The 19,822-nt window shown below is 27.8% G+C and carries 20 protein-coding genes; 10 read left to right on the forward strand and 10 right to left on the reverse strand.

Translation table 4 applies throughout. The annotated features are described in order from the left end of the window. Positions 1 to 11: 11 nt before the first annotated feature. The 10 genes from AAHM88_RS04730 to AAHM88_RS04775 form a co-directional block, all read right to left on the reverse strand. Positions 12 to 1,619, reverse strand: a complete 1,608-nt coding sequence (locus AAHM88_RS04730) for a formate--tetrahydrofolate ligase (RefSeq protein WP_342262393.1) — start codon at positions 1,617 to 1,619, stop codon at positions 12 to 14. 35 nt (positions 1,620 to 1,654) lie between these two features. After that, the gene (locus tag AAHM88_RS04735; protein WP_342262394.1) at positions 1,655 to 2,191 is read right to left on the reverse strand and encodes a hypothetical protein; all 537 of its coding nucleotides are present in this window, start codon (positions 2,189 to 2,191) and stop codon (positions 1,655 to 1,657) included. 140 nt (positions 2,192 to 2,331) lie between these two features. Next, entirely contained in the window at positions 2,332 to 3,570 is a 1,239-nt protein-coding gene (locus AAHM88_RS04740; protein WP_342262395.1) for an ankyrin repeat domain-containing protein, read from the reverse strand. A gap of 297 nt (positions 3,571 to 3,867) precedes the next feature. Beyond that, positions 3,868 to 5,589, reverse strand: coding sequence for an AbgT family transporter (locus tag AAHM88_RS04745; RefSeq protein WP_342262396.1), 1,722 nt, complete (start codon positions 5,587 to 5,589; stop codon positions 3,868 to 3,870). A gap of 17 nt (positions 5,590 to 5,606) precedes the next feature. Continuing rightward, the gene (locus AAHM88_RS04750; RefSeq protein WP_342262397.1) at positions 5,607 to 6,959 is read right to left on the reverse strand and encodes a Sapep family Mn(2+)-dependent dipeptidase; all 1,353 of its coding nucleotides are present in this window, start codon (positions 6,957 to 6,959) and stop codon (positions 5,607 to 5,609) included. 196 nt (positions 6,960 to 7,155) lie between these two features. Further along, on the reverse strand, positions 7,156 to 8,283 hold the full coding sequence (gene dnaJ / locus AAHM88_RS04755) for a molecular chaperone DnaJ (protein WP_342262398.1): 1,128 nt from the start codon (positions 8,281 to 8,283) through the stop codon (positions 7,156 to 7,158). A 64-nt stretch (positions 8,284 to 8,347) separates the two neighbouring features. Next, positions 8,348 to 10,186 carry a molecular chaperone DnaK gene (gene dnaK, locus AAHM88_RS04760; RefSeq protein ID WP_342262399.1) on the reverse strand — a complete coding sequence of 613 codons (1,839 nt, stop codon included), beginning with the start codon at positions 10,184 to 10,186 and terminating at the stop codon, positions 8,348 to 8,350. Between the two features lies 1 nt (position 10,187). After that, the gene (gene grpE, locus AAHM88_RS04765; RefSeq protein WP_342262400.1) at positions 10,188 to 10,781 is read right to left on the reverse strand and encodes a nucleotide exchange factor GrpE; all 594 of its coding nucleotides are present in this window, start codon (positions 10,779 to 10,781) and stop codon (positions 10,188 to 10,190) included. A gap of 21 nt (positions 10,782 to 10,802) precedes the next feature. Then, on the reverse strand, positions 10,803 to 11,825 hold the full coding sequence (hrcA, locus tag AAHM88_RS04770; RefSeq protein ID WP_215826474.1) for a heat-inducible transcriptional repressor HrcA: 1,023 nt from the start codon (positions 11,823 to 11,825) through the stop codon (positions 10,803 to 10,805). Between the two features lie 81 nt (positions 11,826 to 11,906). Continuing rightward, a complete protein-coding gene (locus AAHM88_RS04775; protein WP_342262401.1) occupies positions 11,907 to 14,045 on the reverse strand; it encodes an ATP-dependent Clp protease ATP-binding subunit in 2,139 nt (712 codons plus the stop codon). A 375-nt stretch (positions 14,046 to 14,420) separates the two neighbouring features. Here AAHM88_RS04775 and AAHM88_RS04780 point away from each other — a divergent pair, with 375 nt between their 5' ends. From AAHM88_RS04780 to AAHM88_RS04825, 10 genes are all read left to right on the forward strand, one after another. Continuing rightward, positions 14,421 to 14,747, forward strand: a complete 327-nt coding sequence (locus AAHM88_RS04780) for a hypothetical protein (protein ID WP_342189958.1) — start codon at positions 14,421 to 14,423, stop codon at positions 14,745 to 14,747. A gap of 2 nt (positions 14,748 to 14,749) precedes the next feature. Then, on the forward strand, positions 14,750 to 14,971 hold the full coding sequence (locus tag AAHM88_RS04785; RefSeq protein ID WP_342262402.1) for a hypothetical protein: 222 nt from the start codon (positions 14,750 to 14,752) through the stop codon (positions 14,969 to 14,971). After that, a complete protein-coding gene (locus tag AAHM88_RS04790) occupies positions 14,971 to 15,132 on the forward strand; it encodes a hypothetical protein (protein WP_338982040.1) in 162 nt (53 codons plus the stop codon). The genes AAHM88_RS04785 and AAHM88_RS04790 overlap by 1 nt, the downstream gene beginning before the upstream one ends. A 3-nt stretch (positions 15,133 to 15,135) precedes the next feature. Next, positions 15,136 to 15,366, forward strand: coding sequence for a hypothetical protein (locus AAHM88_RS04795; RefSeq protein ID WP_342262403.1), 231 nt, complete (start codon positions 15,136 to 15,138; stop codon positions 15,364 to 15,366). A gap of 48 nt (positions 15,367 to 15,414) precedes the next feature. Continuing rightward, entirely contained in the window at positions 15,415 to 15,651 is a 237-nt protein-coding gene (locus AAHM88_RS04800) for a hypothetical protein (protein WP_342189962.1), read from the forward strand. 23 nt (positions 15,652 to 15,674) lie between these two features. After that, positions 15,675 to 16,658 carry a hypothetical protein gene (locus AAHM88_RS04805; protein WP_342189963.1) on the forward strand — a complete coding sequence of 328 codons (984 nt, stop codon included), beginning with the start codon at positions 15,675 to 15,677 and terminating at the stop codon, positions 16,656 to 16,658. A gap of 6 nt (positions 16,659 to 16,664) precedes the next feature. After that, positions 16,665 to 16,985 (forward strand): hypothetical protein, encoded by a 321-nt coding sequence (locus AAHM88_RS04810; protein ID WP_342262404.1) that lies wholly within the window; start codon positions 16,665 to 16,667, stop codon positions 16,983 to 16,985. 2 nt (positions 16,986 to 16,987) lie between these two features. Then, positions 16,988 to 17,236 carry a hypothetical protein gene (locus tag AAHM88_RS04815; RefSeq protein ID WP_338968164.1) on the forward strand — a complete coding sequence of 83 codons (249 nt, stop codon included), beginning with the start codon at positions 16,988 to 16,990 and terminating at the stop codon, positions 17,234 to 17,236. Positions 17,237 to 17,257: 21 nt separating this feature from the next. Beyond that, positions 17,258 to 17,650: a hypothetical protein gene (locus AAHM88_RS04820; protein ID WP_342262405.1), complete on the forward strand. Its 393-nt coding sequence runs from the start codon at positions 17,258 to 17,260 to the stop codon at positions 17,648 to 17,650. 265 nt (positions 17,651 to 17,915) lie between these two features. Beyond that, the gene (locus tag AAHM88_RS04825; protein WP_342262406.1) at positions 17,916 to 19,808 is read left to right on the forward strand and encodes a hypothetical protein; all 1,893 of its coding nucleotides are present in this window, start codon (positions 17,916 to 17,918) and stop codon (positions 19,806 to 19,808) included. Positions 19,809 to 19,822: the final 14 nt, after the last annotated feature.

The following is a 19,822-nucleotide window of genomic DNA, read 5'->3' on the forward strand; positions in this document are numbered from 1 at the left end:
TTCATTTAATATTAATTCATATTAATGATTTCATTATTAACAACATCAATATTATATGCTTGTGGACTCTTACTTAATCCTGGCATTGTAATAATATCTCCCGTACTAATAATAATAAAACCGGCACCACTATTTACTTTTAAATTACGAACAGTAATATCAAAATTTTTTGGAGCTCCTAAAATTTTAGGATTATCAGTTAAAGATACGGGAGTTTTAGCAAAACATATTGGTAATTGAGCATAAGAACTATTTTCTAATTGTTGTAATTTTTCTTCTGCTTGTGATGTATAAATAACATTATTTCCTTGATAAATCTTTTGAACAACAGTTAAAATTTTTTCTCGTAGCGAATAATTACTGTCATAAATCGGAAGATATTGTTGTTCTGGTTTATTTAATTGTTCAAGAACTACTTTTGCTAATGCTATTGCACCAGCGCCACCGTCTTTAACTGCAGTTGATATTGCTACTGGTATATTTTGACTTTCACATCATTGTAATAACATTGCAATTTCTTCATCACTATCATCTGGTCAACGATTAATACAAACAACCAACTTACGGTTAAAGGTTTTAACAATATTTATATGACGAGATAAATTAGCAATTCCTGTTTGCAATCTTTCTAATTCATTAGGGTTATTACTATCAGTAATACCATGAAGTTTTAAAGCCTTAATTGTTGATACAATAACAACAATATCTGGTATAATGTCTGTTTTTCTTGCTTTAATATTCATAAATTTTTCTAATCCTAAATCAGCACCAAACCCAGCTTCAGTAATAACAAAATCACTTAATTTTAATGCTAAATCAGTAGCAATAACAGAGTTACAACCGTGAGCAATATTAGCAAACGGACCACAATGAATTAATGCCGGAACACCTTCTAATGATTGAACAAGATTAGGGTTTAAAGCATCTTTTAAAATCGCTAAAATTGAACCAACAATTTGTAAATCAGCAATCGTAATTTCTTTCCCCGTATTGCTATAAGCAACTACTGTTCTTTTTAATCGGACTTTTAAATCCTCAAAGTCTTTTGCTAAGGCCATAATTGCCATAATATCACTAGCAGTAGTAATTTGAAATTGTTCTTTTCTTTTAATAGTTTTTGAGATTGTAACTTCAACATTACGAAGTGAACGGTCATTAAGGTCTAAACATCGTTTTCAAATAATGTTATTAATATCAATATCAAGACTATTACCTTGAAAAATATAATTATCAATAATGGCACTAACTAAATTATTAGCCGTAGTGATAGCATGAAAATCACCCGTAAAATGTAAATTAATATTATCTTTAGGTTGAATAATACTTAATCCGCCGCCAATGGCACCACCTTTAATCCCAAAAACTGGACCTAAACTAGGTTCTCGTAATGCTAGACAAACACTCTGATTTAATTGTTTAAGACCTTGTGCTAAACCAATACTCATTGTTGTTTTTCCTTCACCAGATGGTGTTGGATTAGTACTAGTAAATAGGATTAATTTTCCTTTACGGGGTTGATTAATATTTTGAAATTTAATTTTTGCCATTGCTGAACCATAAACAATTAAATCATCATCTTTAATTCCTAAATCATTAGCAACCAATTTAATATTTTTCATTGTTAATCTCCTCTTTTCTCGAATTCAAATAAATTCTATTTAAATATTCATACTTTCATAAAATGTAAGCATAATATCGTAACTATTAATAATCATATACTAGAAAAAATAAAATAGATTGTTTTTCGTCTTTTTTGTTCTTTTTTAATTGGTCGAAATCCAAAATGTTGTCGACAAAAACTATTTTGATACGGATCATAGTATGTTCAAAGCAATAAAAATATTGGCGTAATAGATAAAAAAAATAATCATTTAATAGTAATAATTAAACCAATTAATATTTTTCGCCTATAACTAGCATTTTTATTTTTAAACACTTTATCGCGTTGATATATCACTGATTTTTTATTATTACTATGTGAGAAACTTCAACTATCTAAATATCTTGTTGCTTGAACACAATTTCTTGCTAATTTATTCAGCATATAAAAACACATTAAACATTCAGAATTTAAATTAATTAATTCTTCAGTATAAGTTTCTTGATTGTTAATACTACGAATACTTGCAACCTCTTTATTTATTATATCTATTTGTTGTTCAGTAATGGGCTTTATCGACTTAATAATCATTTCCTATGACCCTTCCAATTATTACCTATATCCTTTTTACTTATAGTATACAATAAATTACATAAAAAATAATACAGAAAACGGAGATTTAAAATAAATTTCTCTATTTAATCCTAAAAACATTATTAGAATGCTTAATATTACAATAAATTGCAACATGCAAGAGAAGCATTGCTTTTTAACAGCGCAACCATCTTCTTATTTTGATTTTGTTGAGCAATTTTTAACATTGCTTGATGCTCAGAATGTTCATTATTAATATTTGCACCAAAATCTATTAATAATTGAAAAATTTCTATATTATTCATATATACTGCCAAATATAAAGGAGAATAACCTTGATTATCTTTAATCTCAATATCAGCACCATTTTCTATTAATAACATCACTGTCTCAATATAACCTTTTCAAATTGCAAAATGAAGTGGGGTTTCACCAGCTCTATTTTGCAGATTAATGTTAACACCTTGTTCAATTAATAACTTTGTGATATCAATATTATTATTTTGCACTGCTAAATGTAAAAAATTTCAACCACTTTTTGCTTCAAACTTAACATTAGCATTATTTTTAAATAATAATCATACCATTTCCACATTTTTATCAGCAATAGCAATACATAATGCTGTCTCTTCATCATTAGTTTCAATTTCAATATCAGCACCAGCATTTATTAGTAATTCTACTATTTCTATATTATTCTCCATAACTGCTAAATGAAGCCCTGTTTCACCATTAATATTTTGAGCGTTAATATTAATACCATTTTCAATTAATAATTGAATAATCGCAACTTTATTAAATTCAATAGCAAAATGTAATGCTGTATATTGGTCTTTATACACAGTCTTAATATTAAAACCATAATCAATTAATATTTGTAAAATTGCTAAAGTTACATCAGATTTTTCATCGCGATAAACCCTCATTGCCATAATAAATATTGATTGATCAATATTTAAATTTATCGGTGTATTTTGTAAATATGTTTTAATAGCTGAAATATTTTCAATAGCAATTAATTGTTGTAAAAAATTAAAAATTTCCTTTTCCTTTTGTTGAGTATAATTAGTATTTAATGCCTTAATCCGATAATTAATCATATTAATAATACCATCTACTTGTTTTTTGCTAATTGTTATTTTTTGAACTTCATCATTAATGTATTGGATTTCTTGAGCAAAGATTGGTGATGTACTATATTCTGAATTACTTTGTGTTAACAAAGCGACTGTTTTTTCATAATAGAAATATAATTTTTTTTGTAATTTAATACATTCCTCTTTTAAAGCTTCTAATTCAATAACCGAATATTGCGAATAGTTTTTAAACTCATTTTTTATGATTAATAATTCATCTTGTAATTGTTGTGGTAACATTTTTAAATATCCTTTCAAAATAAAATATTGCTATTAATTAAATTAATATTTAATTAAAAAATTCACTAAATCATTAGTGAATTTTTTAAATATATTTATAAATCGTTTAAACGATATTTTTTTATTGCAGAACACATTCCCAAACTGCTATAGCTTCTTAAATGTTTTTAAAAAGCTGACTATCTTTAATGTTGCTAAGAATATTATGAAATAATAAAATAAAAATAGCAAGATTAATTTATTTTTCTTTTAATATCTGTTTAATTACTAGCTTCAATTTTTTATTTTAATAACATATTACAATGATGACTGCACAGTATAAATTAAATTTCTTGGTAACATAATTGATTTAACGATATTACCACTACTAACAACATCAATATAAATTGGACCATCAACACCAACAGGAAGTCCAGTAACACTTCAAAGGAGAAAAATAATTGTTCCCATTAATAAGAAAGACAGTGAATATGGAAACATAATTGACATCATTGAACCAATTTCAAATTTCTCTTTTTGTTTTGGTTGAATTCATTCTTTTGCTCAAATAATTATTAAAGGAAAGTATGGCATTAGTGGTGAAATCATATTTGTTGAAGCATCACCAACACGATAAGCAGCAATTGCAGCTGCTGGATGAATTTGCGACTTTAATAAAGCCATTACAAATATTGGCCCTAAAATCCCTCATTTAACAGACATTGAACCAATAAATAAATTAATAATTGTTACGATTACAATAAAGACAAATAAAGTTAATGTTGTATTATTAAAGTTAATTGCCGAACCAATATAATATCCTAAAGCAATATCAATTCCTGATTGCGCAAAACCAGCAATAAACTGTGTCATAACTAAAAATAAAATTAAACTTGGAGCAGTTTTTTTAAATCCAATAACCAAAGCATTAACAATATCATCTTTAGTTTTAAATGTCTTGGCAGCAAAACCATAAGTTATTCCAATACCTAAAAATAAAAACCCAATAATTAATACTAAGTGTGTCGTTAATTGATAGTCTTCCGATTTTAAATTTTTATTAGGAGTAATATTAGTAATATTATTAATAAAACCATTAAATGGTGCTTGGGGAATAAAAGTCATTAATAATATTCCAATAATATAAATAATCACAAATCCTAAAACAAATCACATTGCTTTTCTCTGTTGATCATCTAAATGAAAATTTTTATTAACTTGCAAATCATCTCTTTTGGCAATTGGATAATGAGCAATAATTCTTTTATCAACAACTTTTTCAGTAATAAATCAACCAATTAATGTAAACACAAATAAAAGTAATAATGTAAAATAATAAGTTGATAATGGATTTACTTGATAAGCAGAACCTTTACCTAAAAAATCATTTGTTAATGAAGCCATTATAAACTCAACACTTCCCGGAATAAGTGATGTTGCAAACCCACCAGCAACACCAGCAAATACTGCCGCCATTCCTGTTAAAGGATGTCTACCGACACGATAATATAATGTGCCTGCTAACGGAATTAAAATTAAATAACCAGCATCAGCGGCTAATGATGAAATGCATCCTAGAAAAATGCAAGCCGGAGTTAAAATTACTTTTGGTAAACTAGAACCAACTTTTCTTAAAGAAACATCAATAAAGCCTGATTTATCAGCCACACCAACAAATACTGTTGTTAACAATACAATTCCCGTTGTTGCTAAACCCATAAAATTCTTAATAAAGTTTTTTAATCATCATACAATGCCATCACGACCAATAAGATTAAAAAACTTTAGTTGATATTCATCAACTACTTTATTGGTATTACGATCATAAAATTTTTCTAAAACAACGCCATCAGGTAAAGCATAACTTAATATTAATGATACTAACATTAAAATAATAATCAAATAAATAAATAAATAAAATGGTTTTGGTAATTTATTTCCTAATCATTCAATACCATTTAATGATTTATTAATTCCTTTATTAACACCACTACTAACTTTTTTTCAAGTTCTTTGCCGCCTATTTATATTTTCTTCCATAAATAAAATCTCCGTTTCTATATACTATCCAAAGCGATAATTGCTTGAATATAAATTTTCATTGCTTTTTTTAAATCTGAAATTAAAACTTGTTCATTATATTGATGTTCCGTTGAAGTATTACTATCAAAAATAGCCCCAAAAGCAACACAATTTTCCATACTCCGAGCGTAAGTCCCACCACCAATTGCTAACGGTTGCGACATATCATTAGTTGCTTGCTGATAAACATTTAATAATTTTTTAACAATTAATGAGTTTTTATCAAAAAATAATTTTTCTTTTAAATCAACTTGCTCAATTACTAAATTATATGGTGCTAATGAAGCTTCTAATTTTTTTAAAATTACATTAACATCTGTATGAACGGGAATTCTAAAATCACAACCAATAAAATTAGTTTTTGAATTCATTTCAATAAAACCAACATTAAGAGTTAACTTGCCTGATTCATCTTCAATATTAGTAAAAATATTAATAGCATAGGGGTCTAACCTTAATTGTTGTGCAATTCACATAACTAATTTACTATCATTATTAATTGTTGCTAATGCCATTACTAATTGTAATCCCGCATTTATTCCCTCTTGTGGTTTTGAACCATGAGCAGCTTTTCCTAAAACAATAACCTTATTATCTTGTTTTTTATATAAAAACTTATTTTGTTCTAATACCGTAATTAGTGTTTCTAATTGTGAACCACGATATTCTGCTTGATCACAAGTAACATTATAAGCTGCACCACCATTTATTATAAAATCTTGTTGCGGATTTTTTTCAATAATTTTTAAATTTAAAATCGTTTTTTCAGCATAGACAAGCGGAAAATAACCATCCGGAGTATATGCAAATTTTGGTTTTTCTTCATTATTCATATAATGCTTAATTGAATCTCACGTTGTTTCTTCGGTAATGCCAAAAATTAACCGAATTCTTTTCTGAGGAATAAAACCTTCATCAACTAAATATTTTAAAGCAAATAAATTTATAATGGCTGGTCCTTTATCATCAATAACTCCCCGACCATAAAGAATATCATTTTTAATAGTTGGTTCAAAAGGAGGAAATTCTCATTTTGATAAATCACCTGGGGGAACAACATCAAGATGACATAAAATCCCAATTAATTCTTTACCTGCACCATACTCAATATATCCATAACGATTTTGTGTTCCTAATTTAGTTTTAAAACCAAGTTTTTTACCTAAATCAATAACATCCTCTAATACTTGATGAACATTTTTTCCATAAGGATATTGTTCATTAATTTCACCATTACTAAATGAAGGTACTTTAATTATTGCTTTAATTTCTTCCAAAGAAGTTTGAAACAAATCATTAAACCGCTGCTTATTAATATCTGATTCCATTTTTTCTTTATCCTTTCTTTTAAAAAATAATAATACTTTAATTCTAACATATTTGTCATATTTTCTAAAATCAGATAGTAAACTAGGTTTTATTTTCAAAATTTGAAAATAAAACCATATTGTAAATAAATAATCTCGGTGCGATTATTTTCAGCACAAATATAAAAAAATATCGTTAATCAACGATATTTTTTAACTATTTAAATTTTTTAATAAATTCATTGTTAGGATTAAAATCTAATTCATCACTTAACTGTTGTAAAATCTTTTCTTGCTGTTTTGAAATATGCTTTGGAAAAGCAATTTCTATTTTAACAATAATATCACCGCGTTTTTTACTATTTAAAGGATGATAACTTCCCATTTTAGGAATCGTAAAAACAGCATTATTTTTAGTTTTAGGAGGAATTTTAAATTCTACTGTTTTCTCAAATGTTGGAACTTTAATGATTGTTCCTAACATTGCATCAATAAAAGATATCGGAATCGTAATTAATAAATCTAAATCATCACGCTGAAAAAAAGCATGCTTTTGAACTTCAATTTCAATATAAACATCACCACGAGATTGTCCTTTAAGTCCATAATGACCCTTTTCTTGAACACGCACTTTTTGTCCAGAAAAAATTCCTTTCGGGACATCAAGACTAATGGTTTCTTGTTTAGTAATAAACTTTTTACCTTTACATTGTAAACATTTATTTTTAATAATTTCACCAATTCCGTGACAAGAATGACAAGGTCTTTCTTGTCTAATAATTCCTAACATTGTTCTTTGCTCAGTAACTTCAATCCCCCGACCATTACAATTTGAACATTTTACAACATCTCCTGATGTTTTAGCACCTGTTTGATGACATTCATCACAAGGAAAATTAACATTAACTTTAAACTGAATCGTTGTTCCCAAAATTGCATCTTTTAAACTAATAGTTTCACGATAAAAGATATCTTCACCCTTATGTGCTTGTGAATGTCGTTGTCGCGTTCTTTGACCACCACCAAAAATATCGCCAAAGAAATCACCAAAAACACTACCAATATCACCAAACATATCTTCAAAATTACCAAAACCTTGACCACCACTAAACATATTTGGGTCAGCACTGCCATATTGATCATACATTTGTCGTTTTTGAGAATCAGACAATACTTCATACGCTTCATTAATTTCTTGAATTTTAGCTTCAGCATCACTTTGTTTATAAACATCAGGATGATATTGCTTAGCTAACTTACGATAAGCGCGTTTAATATCATCATTGCTCGCATTACGCGATAAACCTAATATTTCATAAAAGTCTCGCTTGTTTTTAGTGCTCATTTTTTACCCTACCTTGCTCATAAAATAATTCTTACTACAATGTGTAGTAAGAATCATTCATAATTTACTTCTTCTCATCACTAGATTCAACACCAGAATCATTAGATTCAGCATCAATAACATCATCTTTTTTATCATTATTTTCTTGTTCATTAATTTCTGGAGCTTCAGAATTAGCTTGTTGTTGCATAAACTGTGCTACTTGCATCATCATTTGTTCCAAGTCAGCCATTTTTTTCTCTAAACCAACATAATCTTCTTCTTTAATCAGTTTTTCAATTTCTGCTTTCATATCATTCATCGCTGTTTTTTGTTCTTCAGTCACTTTTTCTTTGCCTTCTTCAATTCCTCGTTCAATATCATGTAAATAAGTTTGGGCTTTATTTACTAACTCAACATTTTTACGACGAGCTTCATCAGCTTCTTTATTAGCTTCTGCTTCTTCAACCATTCTTTTAATATCTGCTTCACTTAAACCTTCATCAGATTTAATTGTAATTGATTGTTCTTTATTATTTTTCAAGTCTTTAGCTTTAACCGCAACAATACCATTAACATCAATTGAAAATGTTACTTCAATTTGTGGTACTCCTCTTGGTGCCTTATCAATTCCTGATAATTGAAAACGACCTAAAGTCTTATTATCACTAGCCATTGGTCTTTCACCTTGTAAAACATGAATATCCACAGCCGGTTGATTATCATCAGCAGTAGAAAATACTTGTGACTTTGATGTTGGAATTGTTGTATTTCTTGGAATCAAAGGTGTCATTACACCACCTAAAGTTTCAATTCCTAATGACAATGGGGTTACATCTAACAATAAAATATCTTTAACATCACCAGCAATAATTCCACCTTGAATAGCAGCTCCCAAAGCAACAACTTCATCAGGATTAATACTACGATTAGGTTCTTTCCCTAATATTTTTTTAACTGCTTCTTGAACAGCTGGAATTCTTGTTGAACCACCCACCAATAAAACTTGATCTAAATCACTAGCTTTTAATTTGGCATCATTTAATGCATTTTCAACAGGCTTTAAAGTTCGTTCAACTAATAATCTTGTCATTTTATCAAATGCTGCTCGTGTTAAGGTTTTTTGTAAATGTACTGGTCCTGATTCATTAGCTGAAATAAATGATAATGAAATTGTTGCTTGTAAACTACCAGATAATTCTTTTTTAGCTTGTTCTGAAGCTTCTTTTACTCGTTGCATTGCCAATTTATCTTTTGATAAATCAATACCAGTTTCTTTTTTAAAGTCAGCAACTAATCAGTCAGTAATTATTTGATCAAAATCATCACCACCTAATTTATTATCACCTGATGTTGCTAACACTTGAAAAACGCCATCAGCTAATTCCAAAATTGAAACATCAAAAGTTCCGCCTCCTAAATCATAAACTAATATTTTTTGCCCTTTATTAACTTTATCAATACCATATGCTAACGCCGCTGCTGTTGGTTCATTAATAATTCGTTCAACTTCAAAACCAGCAATTTTACCAGCATTTTCTGTTGCTTGTCTTTGCGCATTATTAAAATATGCTGGAACCGTAATTACTGCTTTAGTAATTTTTTCACCAAGTTTCTTTTCTGAAAAATCACGCACATAACTTAAAATTTTTGCTGAAATTTCTTCTGGTGTATAGTCCTTACCATTAATATTAATTTTTTCGTCAGTTCCCATTTTACTTTTAATTGAAAAAATAGTATTAATATTCGCTACTGCTTGGTGTTTTGCACTATTTCCAACAAGAATTTCTTCATTTTTAAATGCTACTACCGATGGTGCCGTTCTGGCTCCATCTGGAGTTTCAATTACTCTTGGTTCAGCACCATCCATAAATGCCACACAAGTATTTGTTGTTCCTAAATCTATTCCAATAATTTTTGCCATTTTATTTTTCCTCTTTCATTTCAATATTTTCTTGATTTTCTTCATTATTATTAATCATCTTTTCCTTTGCTACCTGTACGGTGGCAACTCGTAAAACCCGATTATATAAATGATATCCTTTTTGTAAAATTTTAGTAATTTCATTTGGTTGATATTTATCACTTTCAACTTGTTCAATTGCATAATGCAAATGACTATTAAACATATCACCAACTTTAACATCAATCTCAGTAACACCTTCATTAGTTAAAATTACTTTTAATTGATTAATCATCATTTCAAAACCTTGAAGAAAATTTTTAACATCAGCACCAACATTTTTTACATTTAATGCTCGTTCAAAATTATCCATAATTGGTAATAATTGCACAATCATTGCTTGCGAACGATACTTTCTAACTTCTTTGAGGTCATTATCGTATTGTTTTCTTGCATTATCTCAATCAGCTAAAGCACGAATTTTATCATTCTCAGTTGTTTCTAATAACATTTTTAAATTTGTAATTTCTAATTGTAATTTGGTAATATCATCCGTTGTTCCACTAAAATCAGTTAAATTTTGATTATCAAGTTCTTTTTGTTTATCATTATTCATAATATCTCTTATCCCTTTCTCTTAAAAACTCTCTTCAATTTTGCGTGATATTCAATCTAATAATTCTGACATCTTATCATAATCAATCCGCTTAGGGCCAATTACCGCTAACTGTCCAATTTGCTTATTACCAGTATGATAATCAGTACTAATAACAGCAATATCATCTGTTTGTTTTCCTAGTTCATTGCCAATAAGAATATGAATATTTTCTTGATTATATTCTTGCTGTTCTTTTTCTGTTTTTATAAACTGTTTTCAAGGCGAATAATCTTCAATAAATCGGACAATTTCTTTAATTTTATTAACATCATTAAATTCAGGATTATCTAACATATATTGAAGACCATGTGTTGAATGTTCACGCTTTTTAAAACTAACTAAAGTATTAATAAATGACTGTAAAATATATTCATGTTTCAAAACTTGTTTTTCCAATATTGGTTGTAAAGCTTGCATTTTTTCTTTAATATCTTCTAATTTTGTACCAATTAAACGACTATTAAATAATTCAATCGCTAAAACTAAATCTTGCAAGGTGACATCTTTAATATTAAAAGTCTTATTAACAACATGTCCCTTTTCACTAATAAAAATTGCAACTGCATTTTCTTCACTAATAGGCACTAATTCAATTTTTTTCAAACAATCTTCTTGCGAATTAGAACCAATAACTACTGTAATCAAATTAGTCATCGCACTTAATATTTCAGCTGTTTGTTCAATAATATCTTCAATAGCTAATTGCCGATTAGCAAAAATATTTTCTAATTGTTGCTTAATATCATTATCACCATTACGAACATCCATTAAATTATCAACATAATAGCGATAACCAAGTGATGCTGGTATCCGACCACTAGAAACATGAGTTTTTTCTAATAATCCTGTCTCTTCTAAAAACGCACACTCACTACGAATTGTCGCTGAAGAATAAGGTAACTTATACTTTTCAATTAAGATTTTACTTGATACTGGTTGCGCACTTTGAATATATTCATCAATAATAAACTTCAATATTTCTTTTTGTCTTATCGTTAACATAATTTCATTCCTACTTTTAGCACTTAATCTTGTTTACTGCCAATAATAAAATTATATAACAATTACTAGAAAAATCAATCATTAATTTAACTTTTCCTTACTAGCAATGATAATTTTATCATTCTTAACAGTTAACGAATAAATGCGATTTTCTTTAATATGGTCTTCAATAATTGACTTAGCAAGTAAATTTTCAATATGCTTTTGAATATATCGCTTAATTGGTCGGGCACCAAATTGCTGATCATAACCCTCTTTAAGAATTTTTTCTTTAACCTTATTATCAAAAACTAATTTAATATCTTTAGTCATTTCTAAGCGATCATTCAATAATGCTAACTCTTTATCAATAATTTCTTTAATAATCTTTTCCGATAATGAATTAAAAATAACAATTTCATCAATTCGATTAACTAATTCTGGACGAAATGTTGTTTTTAATTTTTGCATTACCAATGCTTTACTGTCTTCTCTTGGTGATAATAAAAATTCCGAACCAAGATTGGAAGTCATAATAATAATTGTATTTTTAAAATCAATTATTTTACCATGCCGATCACTAACTATTCCTTCATCTAAAATTTGTAATAAGATATTAAAAATATCACTATGTGCCTTTTCAATCTCATCAAATAAAATAATACTATATGGATTTCTGCGAACTTTTTCTGTTAATTGTCCACCTTGCAAATAACCCACATAACCCGGAGGGGCCCCAAGTAAATTACTTACCGAATGTTTTTCCATATATTCTGACATATCTAGTCTAATAATATTTTTTTCTGAACCAAATAAATATTCTCCAAGGGCACGAGCTACTTCAGTTTTTCCAACTCCAGTAGGACCTAAAAAAATAAATGAACCAATTGGTCGATTTGGATCTTTAATCCCACTTCTTGCTCTAATAATTGCATCACTTACTAACTGTAAAACTTCATCTTGACCTTTAACTCTAATTCGTAAATGCTTAGTCAAATTAAGTAACTTATGTTTTTCACTTTCAACGAGGCGACTAACAGGAATCCCCGTTCATCTTTCAACAATATTAGCAACATCTTGTTCAGTAACATCTTCTTTTAATAATGCATTAATTTTTGTTTTATTAATAATCTCATCCAATTTTTTTTCTAATTTTGGTAATAAACCATATTGAATTTCACCAGCACGGTTAAAGTTACCTTTTAATTGTGTTTGTTCCAATTCTGTTTTTAATTGTTCTACTTGTAATCTAGTATTTTTAATTTCATCTAATTGTGCTTTTTCTTCATTCCAAACTAATTCTAAAGAATTTTCCTTCACTTTCAATTTTTCTAATTCTGCAATTAATTCATCTAATCGTTGCTTTGACTTATGATCTTTTTCCTTTAATAAAGCCGCCTTTTCAATTTCCAATTGCATTACTTTTCGCTTCACATCATCAAGCGGAGCAGGAATTGAACCAATTTCTGTTTTAATGTTGGCACACGCTTCATCAATTAAATCAATTGCCTTATCAGGTAAAAATCGATCACTAATATATTTATTAGCTAAATTAGCAGCTGCAACAATAGCATTATCATGAATTCGCACACCATGATATGATTCATAACGATCTTTTAAACCGCGTAAAATTGAAATTGTATCATCAACAGTTGGTTCTTTAATAAGAACTCTTTGAAATCTTCGTTCTAAAGCACCATCTTTTTCAATATATTCGCGATATTCATCCAATGTTGTTGCTCCCACACATCGCAGTTCACCACGAGCTAACATTGGTTTTAAAATATTTGAAGCATCAATTGCTCCCTGAGTTTTACCCATTCCCACAATTAAATGCAACTCATCAATAAACAAAATAATTTCTCCAGCTGAGGCTTTAACTTTGTTAATAACTGCCTTTAATCGCTCTTCAAATTCACCTTGAAATTTAGCACCCGCAATTATTGATGACATATCCAGTTCATAAATAATTTTATTTTTTAAATTACTAGGAACATCACCCTTAACAATTCTTTGTGCCAATCCTTCAATAATAGCTGTTTTCCCAACTCCGGGTTCACCAATAAGTACTGGATTATTTTTTTGTTTTCGCGATAAAATTTCAATAATTCGTCGGGTTTCATCATCACGACCAATTATTGGATCAGTTTTGCCTTCAATATGCATCTCATTTAAATTACGAGCAAATTTTTCTAAAATCTTAGGATCATTGCTGTAATTAGGTATTTCATTAATTTGCATATTTATCAAACCTCCCCATTTATTTTAGCAGTCTACATACTAGAATGCTGATAAAATAATTATAGTATATTATTTTGGCAGTGTCAATAGTAGATTGCTAATTTTATGTGTAAAGCACACACTTATGTTAGTTTTACACAAAATCAATAAATAAATATGAGCTCATTTATTTATTGCAAGAAATATAAGGTTAAATTAACACTTATTATTTTTAATTATGCCTTATATTTTTTGCACCAATGAAATCAAACTAAGTTAATTAGTAAACGAAGTTTACTAACAAAAATTGTTAAACATTCAAATCTGCGATATATAAATGTTTAAAAAACTTAGTTAAATAACTTAGTTTATAACAAATAAGAAAGGTAATTTACTATGAAAAACATTGAAAACATTTTCTTAAATACTAAAAAATATCTCTTAAAAGAAACCCAAAATGCAATTTTAATTAAAGCACCAAAAATTCCGTGATTTAATGAACAAATCGGCATTTGGTTTCCAAAGCGATTTGTTTATAAAGGAAAATACGAAAATTCAATTTGTATTGGAATAATCAAAAATAGTGAATATCAAGTAATTTCAATTAATCAACAAGAGCAAGAAACCAAGTTAATTAAAGGCCAAGAATTATTAAGTTTCTTCATTGCCGAAAAAGAAAACAACAAAAAAGATACAAATTATAACTATTTTAAAGGAGCTTAAAAATGAATATCGCAATTGGACTAATGTTTATTATTATCAGCATAATGTTATCGGCATATTTTGCTTATAAAATTTATGCCAAAATAAAAATTAGAATTAAATATAAAAATGTCATTAAAAATAATACTGGTAATTTCACAAAAGACGAAAAAGTATTTATTGCCCGCTTTGAAGAATGAGTTAAAACTCCTAATTTAAAAGAAAATAACAAGGATAAAAAATAATGTTTTGAGAAATTATTATGGAGTTCTTAAAATTGTTTGTTCCGATAGAAAAAATGCCTGCACAAGTTGCATTTATTGCCGGATTAATTATTATCATCACTTTTCTTTTCGCCTTAATTTCAATTATGTATTTACCAATAAAAATGATTTTTGGGAGATAGAAAATGACAATAAACTTAAAAGAATTTAATTGAGAACAAATTAAACAAACTTTCTGAGATTTATTTATTCAAATTACAACCATTCCCGCTCATATTACTGGTGGTAAAGAAATTAATTTAATCGAAGCGCCACTTTGGCTTTTAATAGCAAACATTGCTTTTTGATTCTTAACAGCGATTATAGTCTGATTTATTCTAATGCTAATTTGGAAAACCATATCAGTATTTAGATAAAAGCGAAATTAATGTCAAGAAGTTACATTAAAGAAAGGGGGTGATTATATGTTTACAACTTTCTTAGCTGAGGCACCAGCAAAAATAACAGCTAGCGATGCGATGACTAAATTGTGAAATGCAATTATAACAGCATTTACTAAAATGTGAGAAATTATTGCCGTTAATATGCCACAAGTCGGTAACTTCTTTGCTGACTACTGAATCTTCATTTTTCCATTTATTTTGGCAATATTCTTTATTTGTTTTAAAATGTTTGAAAAATTACTTGGCGCAGTCCGCTAACAAAAAATAAAGTGAGGTGCAAGATGAAATTTTGCAAATGAATAATAGAAAAAAATAACCATTTTATTGAATTGAATCGCACCTCATTTTTAATTTTATGACATTGAGGAGCAATTTGATACATTTACAACGGTTATTTCAAAAACATTGTGAGCTATTTATTTTTAGCCGGTTGTATTTTAGTTTTCCTTTTTAAAATCGGTAATTTCACACAAATTAACAAAGTGATTAACTTCTTAAAAAACTCACCATTAAATATTGTGATTGGTTCGTTAGGAACTGGAAAAACCGCCTTTCTAGTATATGCAGCAAAATTACTAAAAAAGAAGAAATATCACATCGCATCAACTTTCCCATTACTAGAAACCCAAAAATTAAGCTTAGGGCATATGGGATTATTAGACTTTGATTATCCGGTATTGCCAGACAAAACCTTACTGTTGTGAGATGAAACCAATTTATTTTTAGAAGGAACCGATTGAGAAAAAAATAATACCAAAAACGAAGAAACTGGTATTCAAGAGTATTTCGCTCTTGCACGCCATTTCGGTCATATTGTTCTCGCTAGTGGTCAAAGAGATAAACATATTTGAGTTAAAGTTCGTGATATTGCCAACAATGTGATTGTGGGAATTCGCAAAAAACCAGTTAATATTTTTCGCCCCTACTTAAAAGTCATTTATGGCACCTTTACGAGCATTGAAGAATATGAACGCTGACGAAACACCTTAATTGATGCTAAAAATAATAAAAAGGGTCGTCGCATTAAATATCGCGATATTCCTGAACTTGATATTTATTTTTTTAAACTAAAAATTCCTCTACCAATATTGAACACTTACAATTCTTTTTATCTAGCATTTTTAAGAGATTACTTAAATTCAAAAGTAAATCCTGACTATGAAGATAAATACTATACTGACACAGCAATTGATTTAGAAGACTTAGAATACTTAAAAATGGATAAATTTAGCAAATTTTTAAGAAAAATGAAAGAAAAGGAATAATGAAAAATGGAAAATCTCGCAAAAATGGCCGACTTTCTCGCTCAAATGCTTTATAAAGTTTTTGACTTAATTTGAAGTTTAGAAGTACCAGGAACAAATATTCAACTAATATTTCCTTTATTCTTAACGCTGGCTGTAGAATTTCTTATGGCAATTATTCTTGGATTTGGTAGTCAACAAGTTAATTTAGAAAGACAACGCCGATATGCCGTTAAAAATAGTGGGCGGTTAAGTGCGTGAGGAAAAGCTAAAAAACAAATAAAACCAATAAATCCAAATAAAATTAATTGAGAACAAAGAAATAAAAAAACAAAACAAGGTAACTAACAATGTTTAAACTAATTATTATTTTTATCTTAATAACTGTTCTTGGATTATTAGCCGGTAGTCATTTTGAAACTTTAACGAACTATATTAGTGAGGGTCTTGCCAATTTTAAAAAGTTTATTACTAGCAATTTAACAATTTTAGAACTATTTAAACCAATGGCACGAACATTTTCGCAACATCCAATCTTCACCATTCTTGGCGTTACTTGTGTACTTATTGCTTTATTTATTGTTATTAAAGGACGATAAAAATATGAAAGGAGCGTTAAAATGAAAAAACTTTTAGGAAAATTATTTAAAAAAGATAATTCAAAAGAAAAAATGCCATTAAAATTAAGAATTAAAAATTCTTTTAAAAAGCGGTGGTTAAAAATAGTATTAAGTATCGTTTTCATCTTTATAAGCTTATTAATTTGTGCGTTAACAGTAAGTGGTGCTAAATGAATAACCGGAACAAGTGACGAATTTAATGACTTTATGAATAAAGAAATGGTTAATTTCTTCGGCAAGTTCAATAGTGGTATTATGCTTGCAGGAATATTTGTTTTTTGATGAGGCGGAGCAATATATTTTGCAATTAAATTTGAAAAATTAATCCGCTTGATTATTCAAAAAATTAAAACAAAAAGAGCCTTGAAAAATGAAATGAAGCAAATTAATTAGTTCTTTAAAAAAATGTTGATGAATAATATTTAATTACATTATATTCATATCTTTAAGTATAGTTTTATTGTTACATACAGATATTAAAAATTTGCAACAATTTATTAAAAATTTTGGACCAATTGGTAAATTAATGATTATAGGTTATTCCTTAGTATGAGTAACCATAACAGAAATAGTAAACTGTTTAATTCGTTTTATATTAAAAAAGATTAAAGCTAAAAGAATAATGAAAAATAAAATATTTTAAAAAGGAGTGATAAAAATGTTTATGAAAATATTTACCGTGTTAATTATTGGTTTTAATAATATTTTTATTACTCCGCAAAACATTAAGAATGATAAAATAACAACACAATCACTAATTAGAAATAAAAGACAAAGTAATAAAGTTTATGATTTTGAAATTAGAAACTTGAAAAAAATAAGATTTTTAACGGAAAGGCAAGACCATGACCTTTTAAAAGTTGAGATAAGAACAGAAGAAAATATAAATGCAAATATAGATAAACAATTACCAAATTTAAAAAATGTAAAAATTTTTAGTTTAGAGTTTAATGCAGAGCTTGTAAATAACAGAATTAAACAAAAAGACTTTCAAAAAATAACAAATACTTATGGAACAAAAATAGATACTTCGGGTTTAAATTTTTATACCTGAATGATTAATATACCCAATAAAACAATAAGAATTAAAGCACAAGGAACAGAATTATTAACTTTTGAACATGACGACACTAACAATTATAGATTAAATAAAACAAATAATTTTGAAATTGAAATTGAAAAAGATAGTACTGATATTGAATTACCGACAACAACCACCGATTTTGATGGTAACCATAATTATAACGATGTTGTTGATAACCTTGACTATTTAATGATTCATCGCGGTGATTTTGACAAATTCAATTACTCTTATCTTTATTGAACACCGGTATTTAATTTCATTGATACTTTAGAAAAAGGTTATTACAAAGAATTTACAATTAAAAATCACGGTTTTAAAAACAAAAGCTATTTTTATCACAAAAGTTCTACTAGTGAAGATAAAATAAATGAAAACGTTTTAAAAATTAAAGCTTTTAATAAAACTTTAATCGCGGGTAATAACTATTTACAATTATTACACGATGAAAAGGAAATCTGAAAATATGATACTGCAAATGCTAACGACTATTATCTAATTAAGTACCTTTTTGGAACCTTAAATTATCTTAATGTTAAGTTTAGTTTTCTACGCTATGATTCTGATTTACGAAATGACATTTACCTTTATTTTAAAAACAACATTCCCAATATTAACAACAGCAATTACAAAAATATTTTTGACGAAATCTACGAAATTCTTGGTAACTTCTTTGCCAGTTTATTTTATGCTACTTTTGATATGGATGAAAAAACTCATACCGAAATCGATTTTAAAGGCGTAGGTAACTATAATAAGGACTACTTTATTCAAATTGGTTTCTTTTATCGTTCGTTAATTACCTTTTATCCCAAAAAATATTTAATTAATATTACTGGTAATTCAGAACTACTACTAAGAAGTTATTTTTTTACTTTTGACAAAAAAACACACCAAGAGAATTATAATACCATTAAAAACAACAATAGCATTTATCAAATTGATTTTAATGTGCTTAAATCTTATGACAATAAACTGATTAAATTATCAGTCAGTAAAACTGCCAATAGTATTAATTATCTTAACACCGACATTGATATTCGCTACGGTATTAATATTTTTACTTTAACATTTCCTTTGTACCATAAGCAAAATACCGCTAACTACAATTTTAAAATTTATGACTTTAATGTCCTTAATTCCACAGCATTTATCCCTGACGGCTCCACCAATTCAGAATGGGATGACCTAATTCCACCACCAAATTGTAAATATTCCGGACGATGAATACCAACCTTTAATGATATTGGTTGTGCCATTCAGAATGCTGGCATTAAAATGCTAAACTGAATGCTGATAGCTTCACAAATCATTACCATTTTACGCCCATTAGCAATTATTGCCAAAGCAACAGTTAATTTTTCAACCGCCATTTTTCCAGTTTTTAAAACGGTACCAGCTTTTTACTATACCTTTCAATTTTTAATCGGTTTTGCCATTTTTCTAATGATATTAAGAATTTTCGTGTAATATATATATATGAT

The sequence above is a fragment of the Spiroplasma endosymbiont of Dromius quadrimaculatus genome, from assembly GCF_964031155.1.
Lineage (GTDB): Bacteria > Bacillota_I > Bacilli_A > Mycoplasmatales > Nriv7 > Nriv7.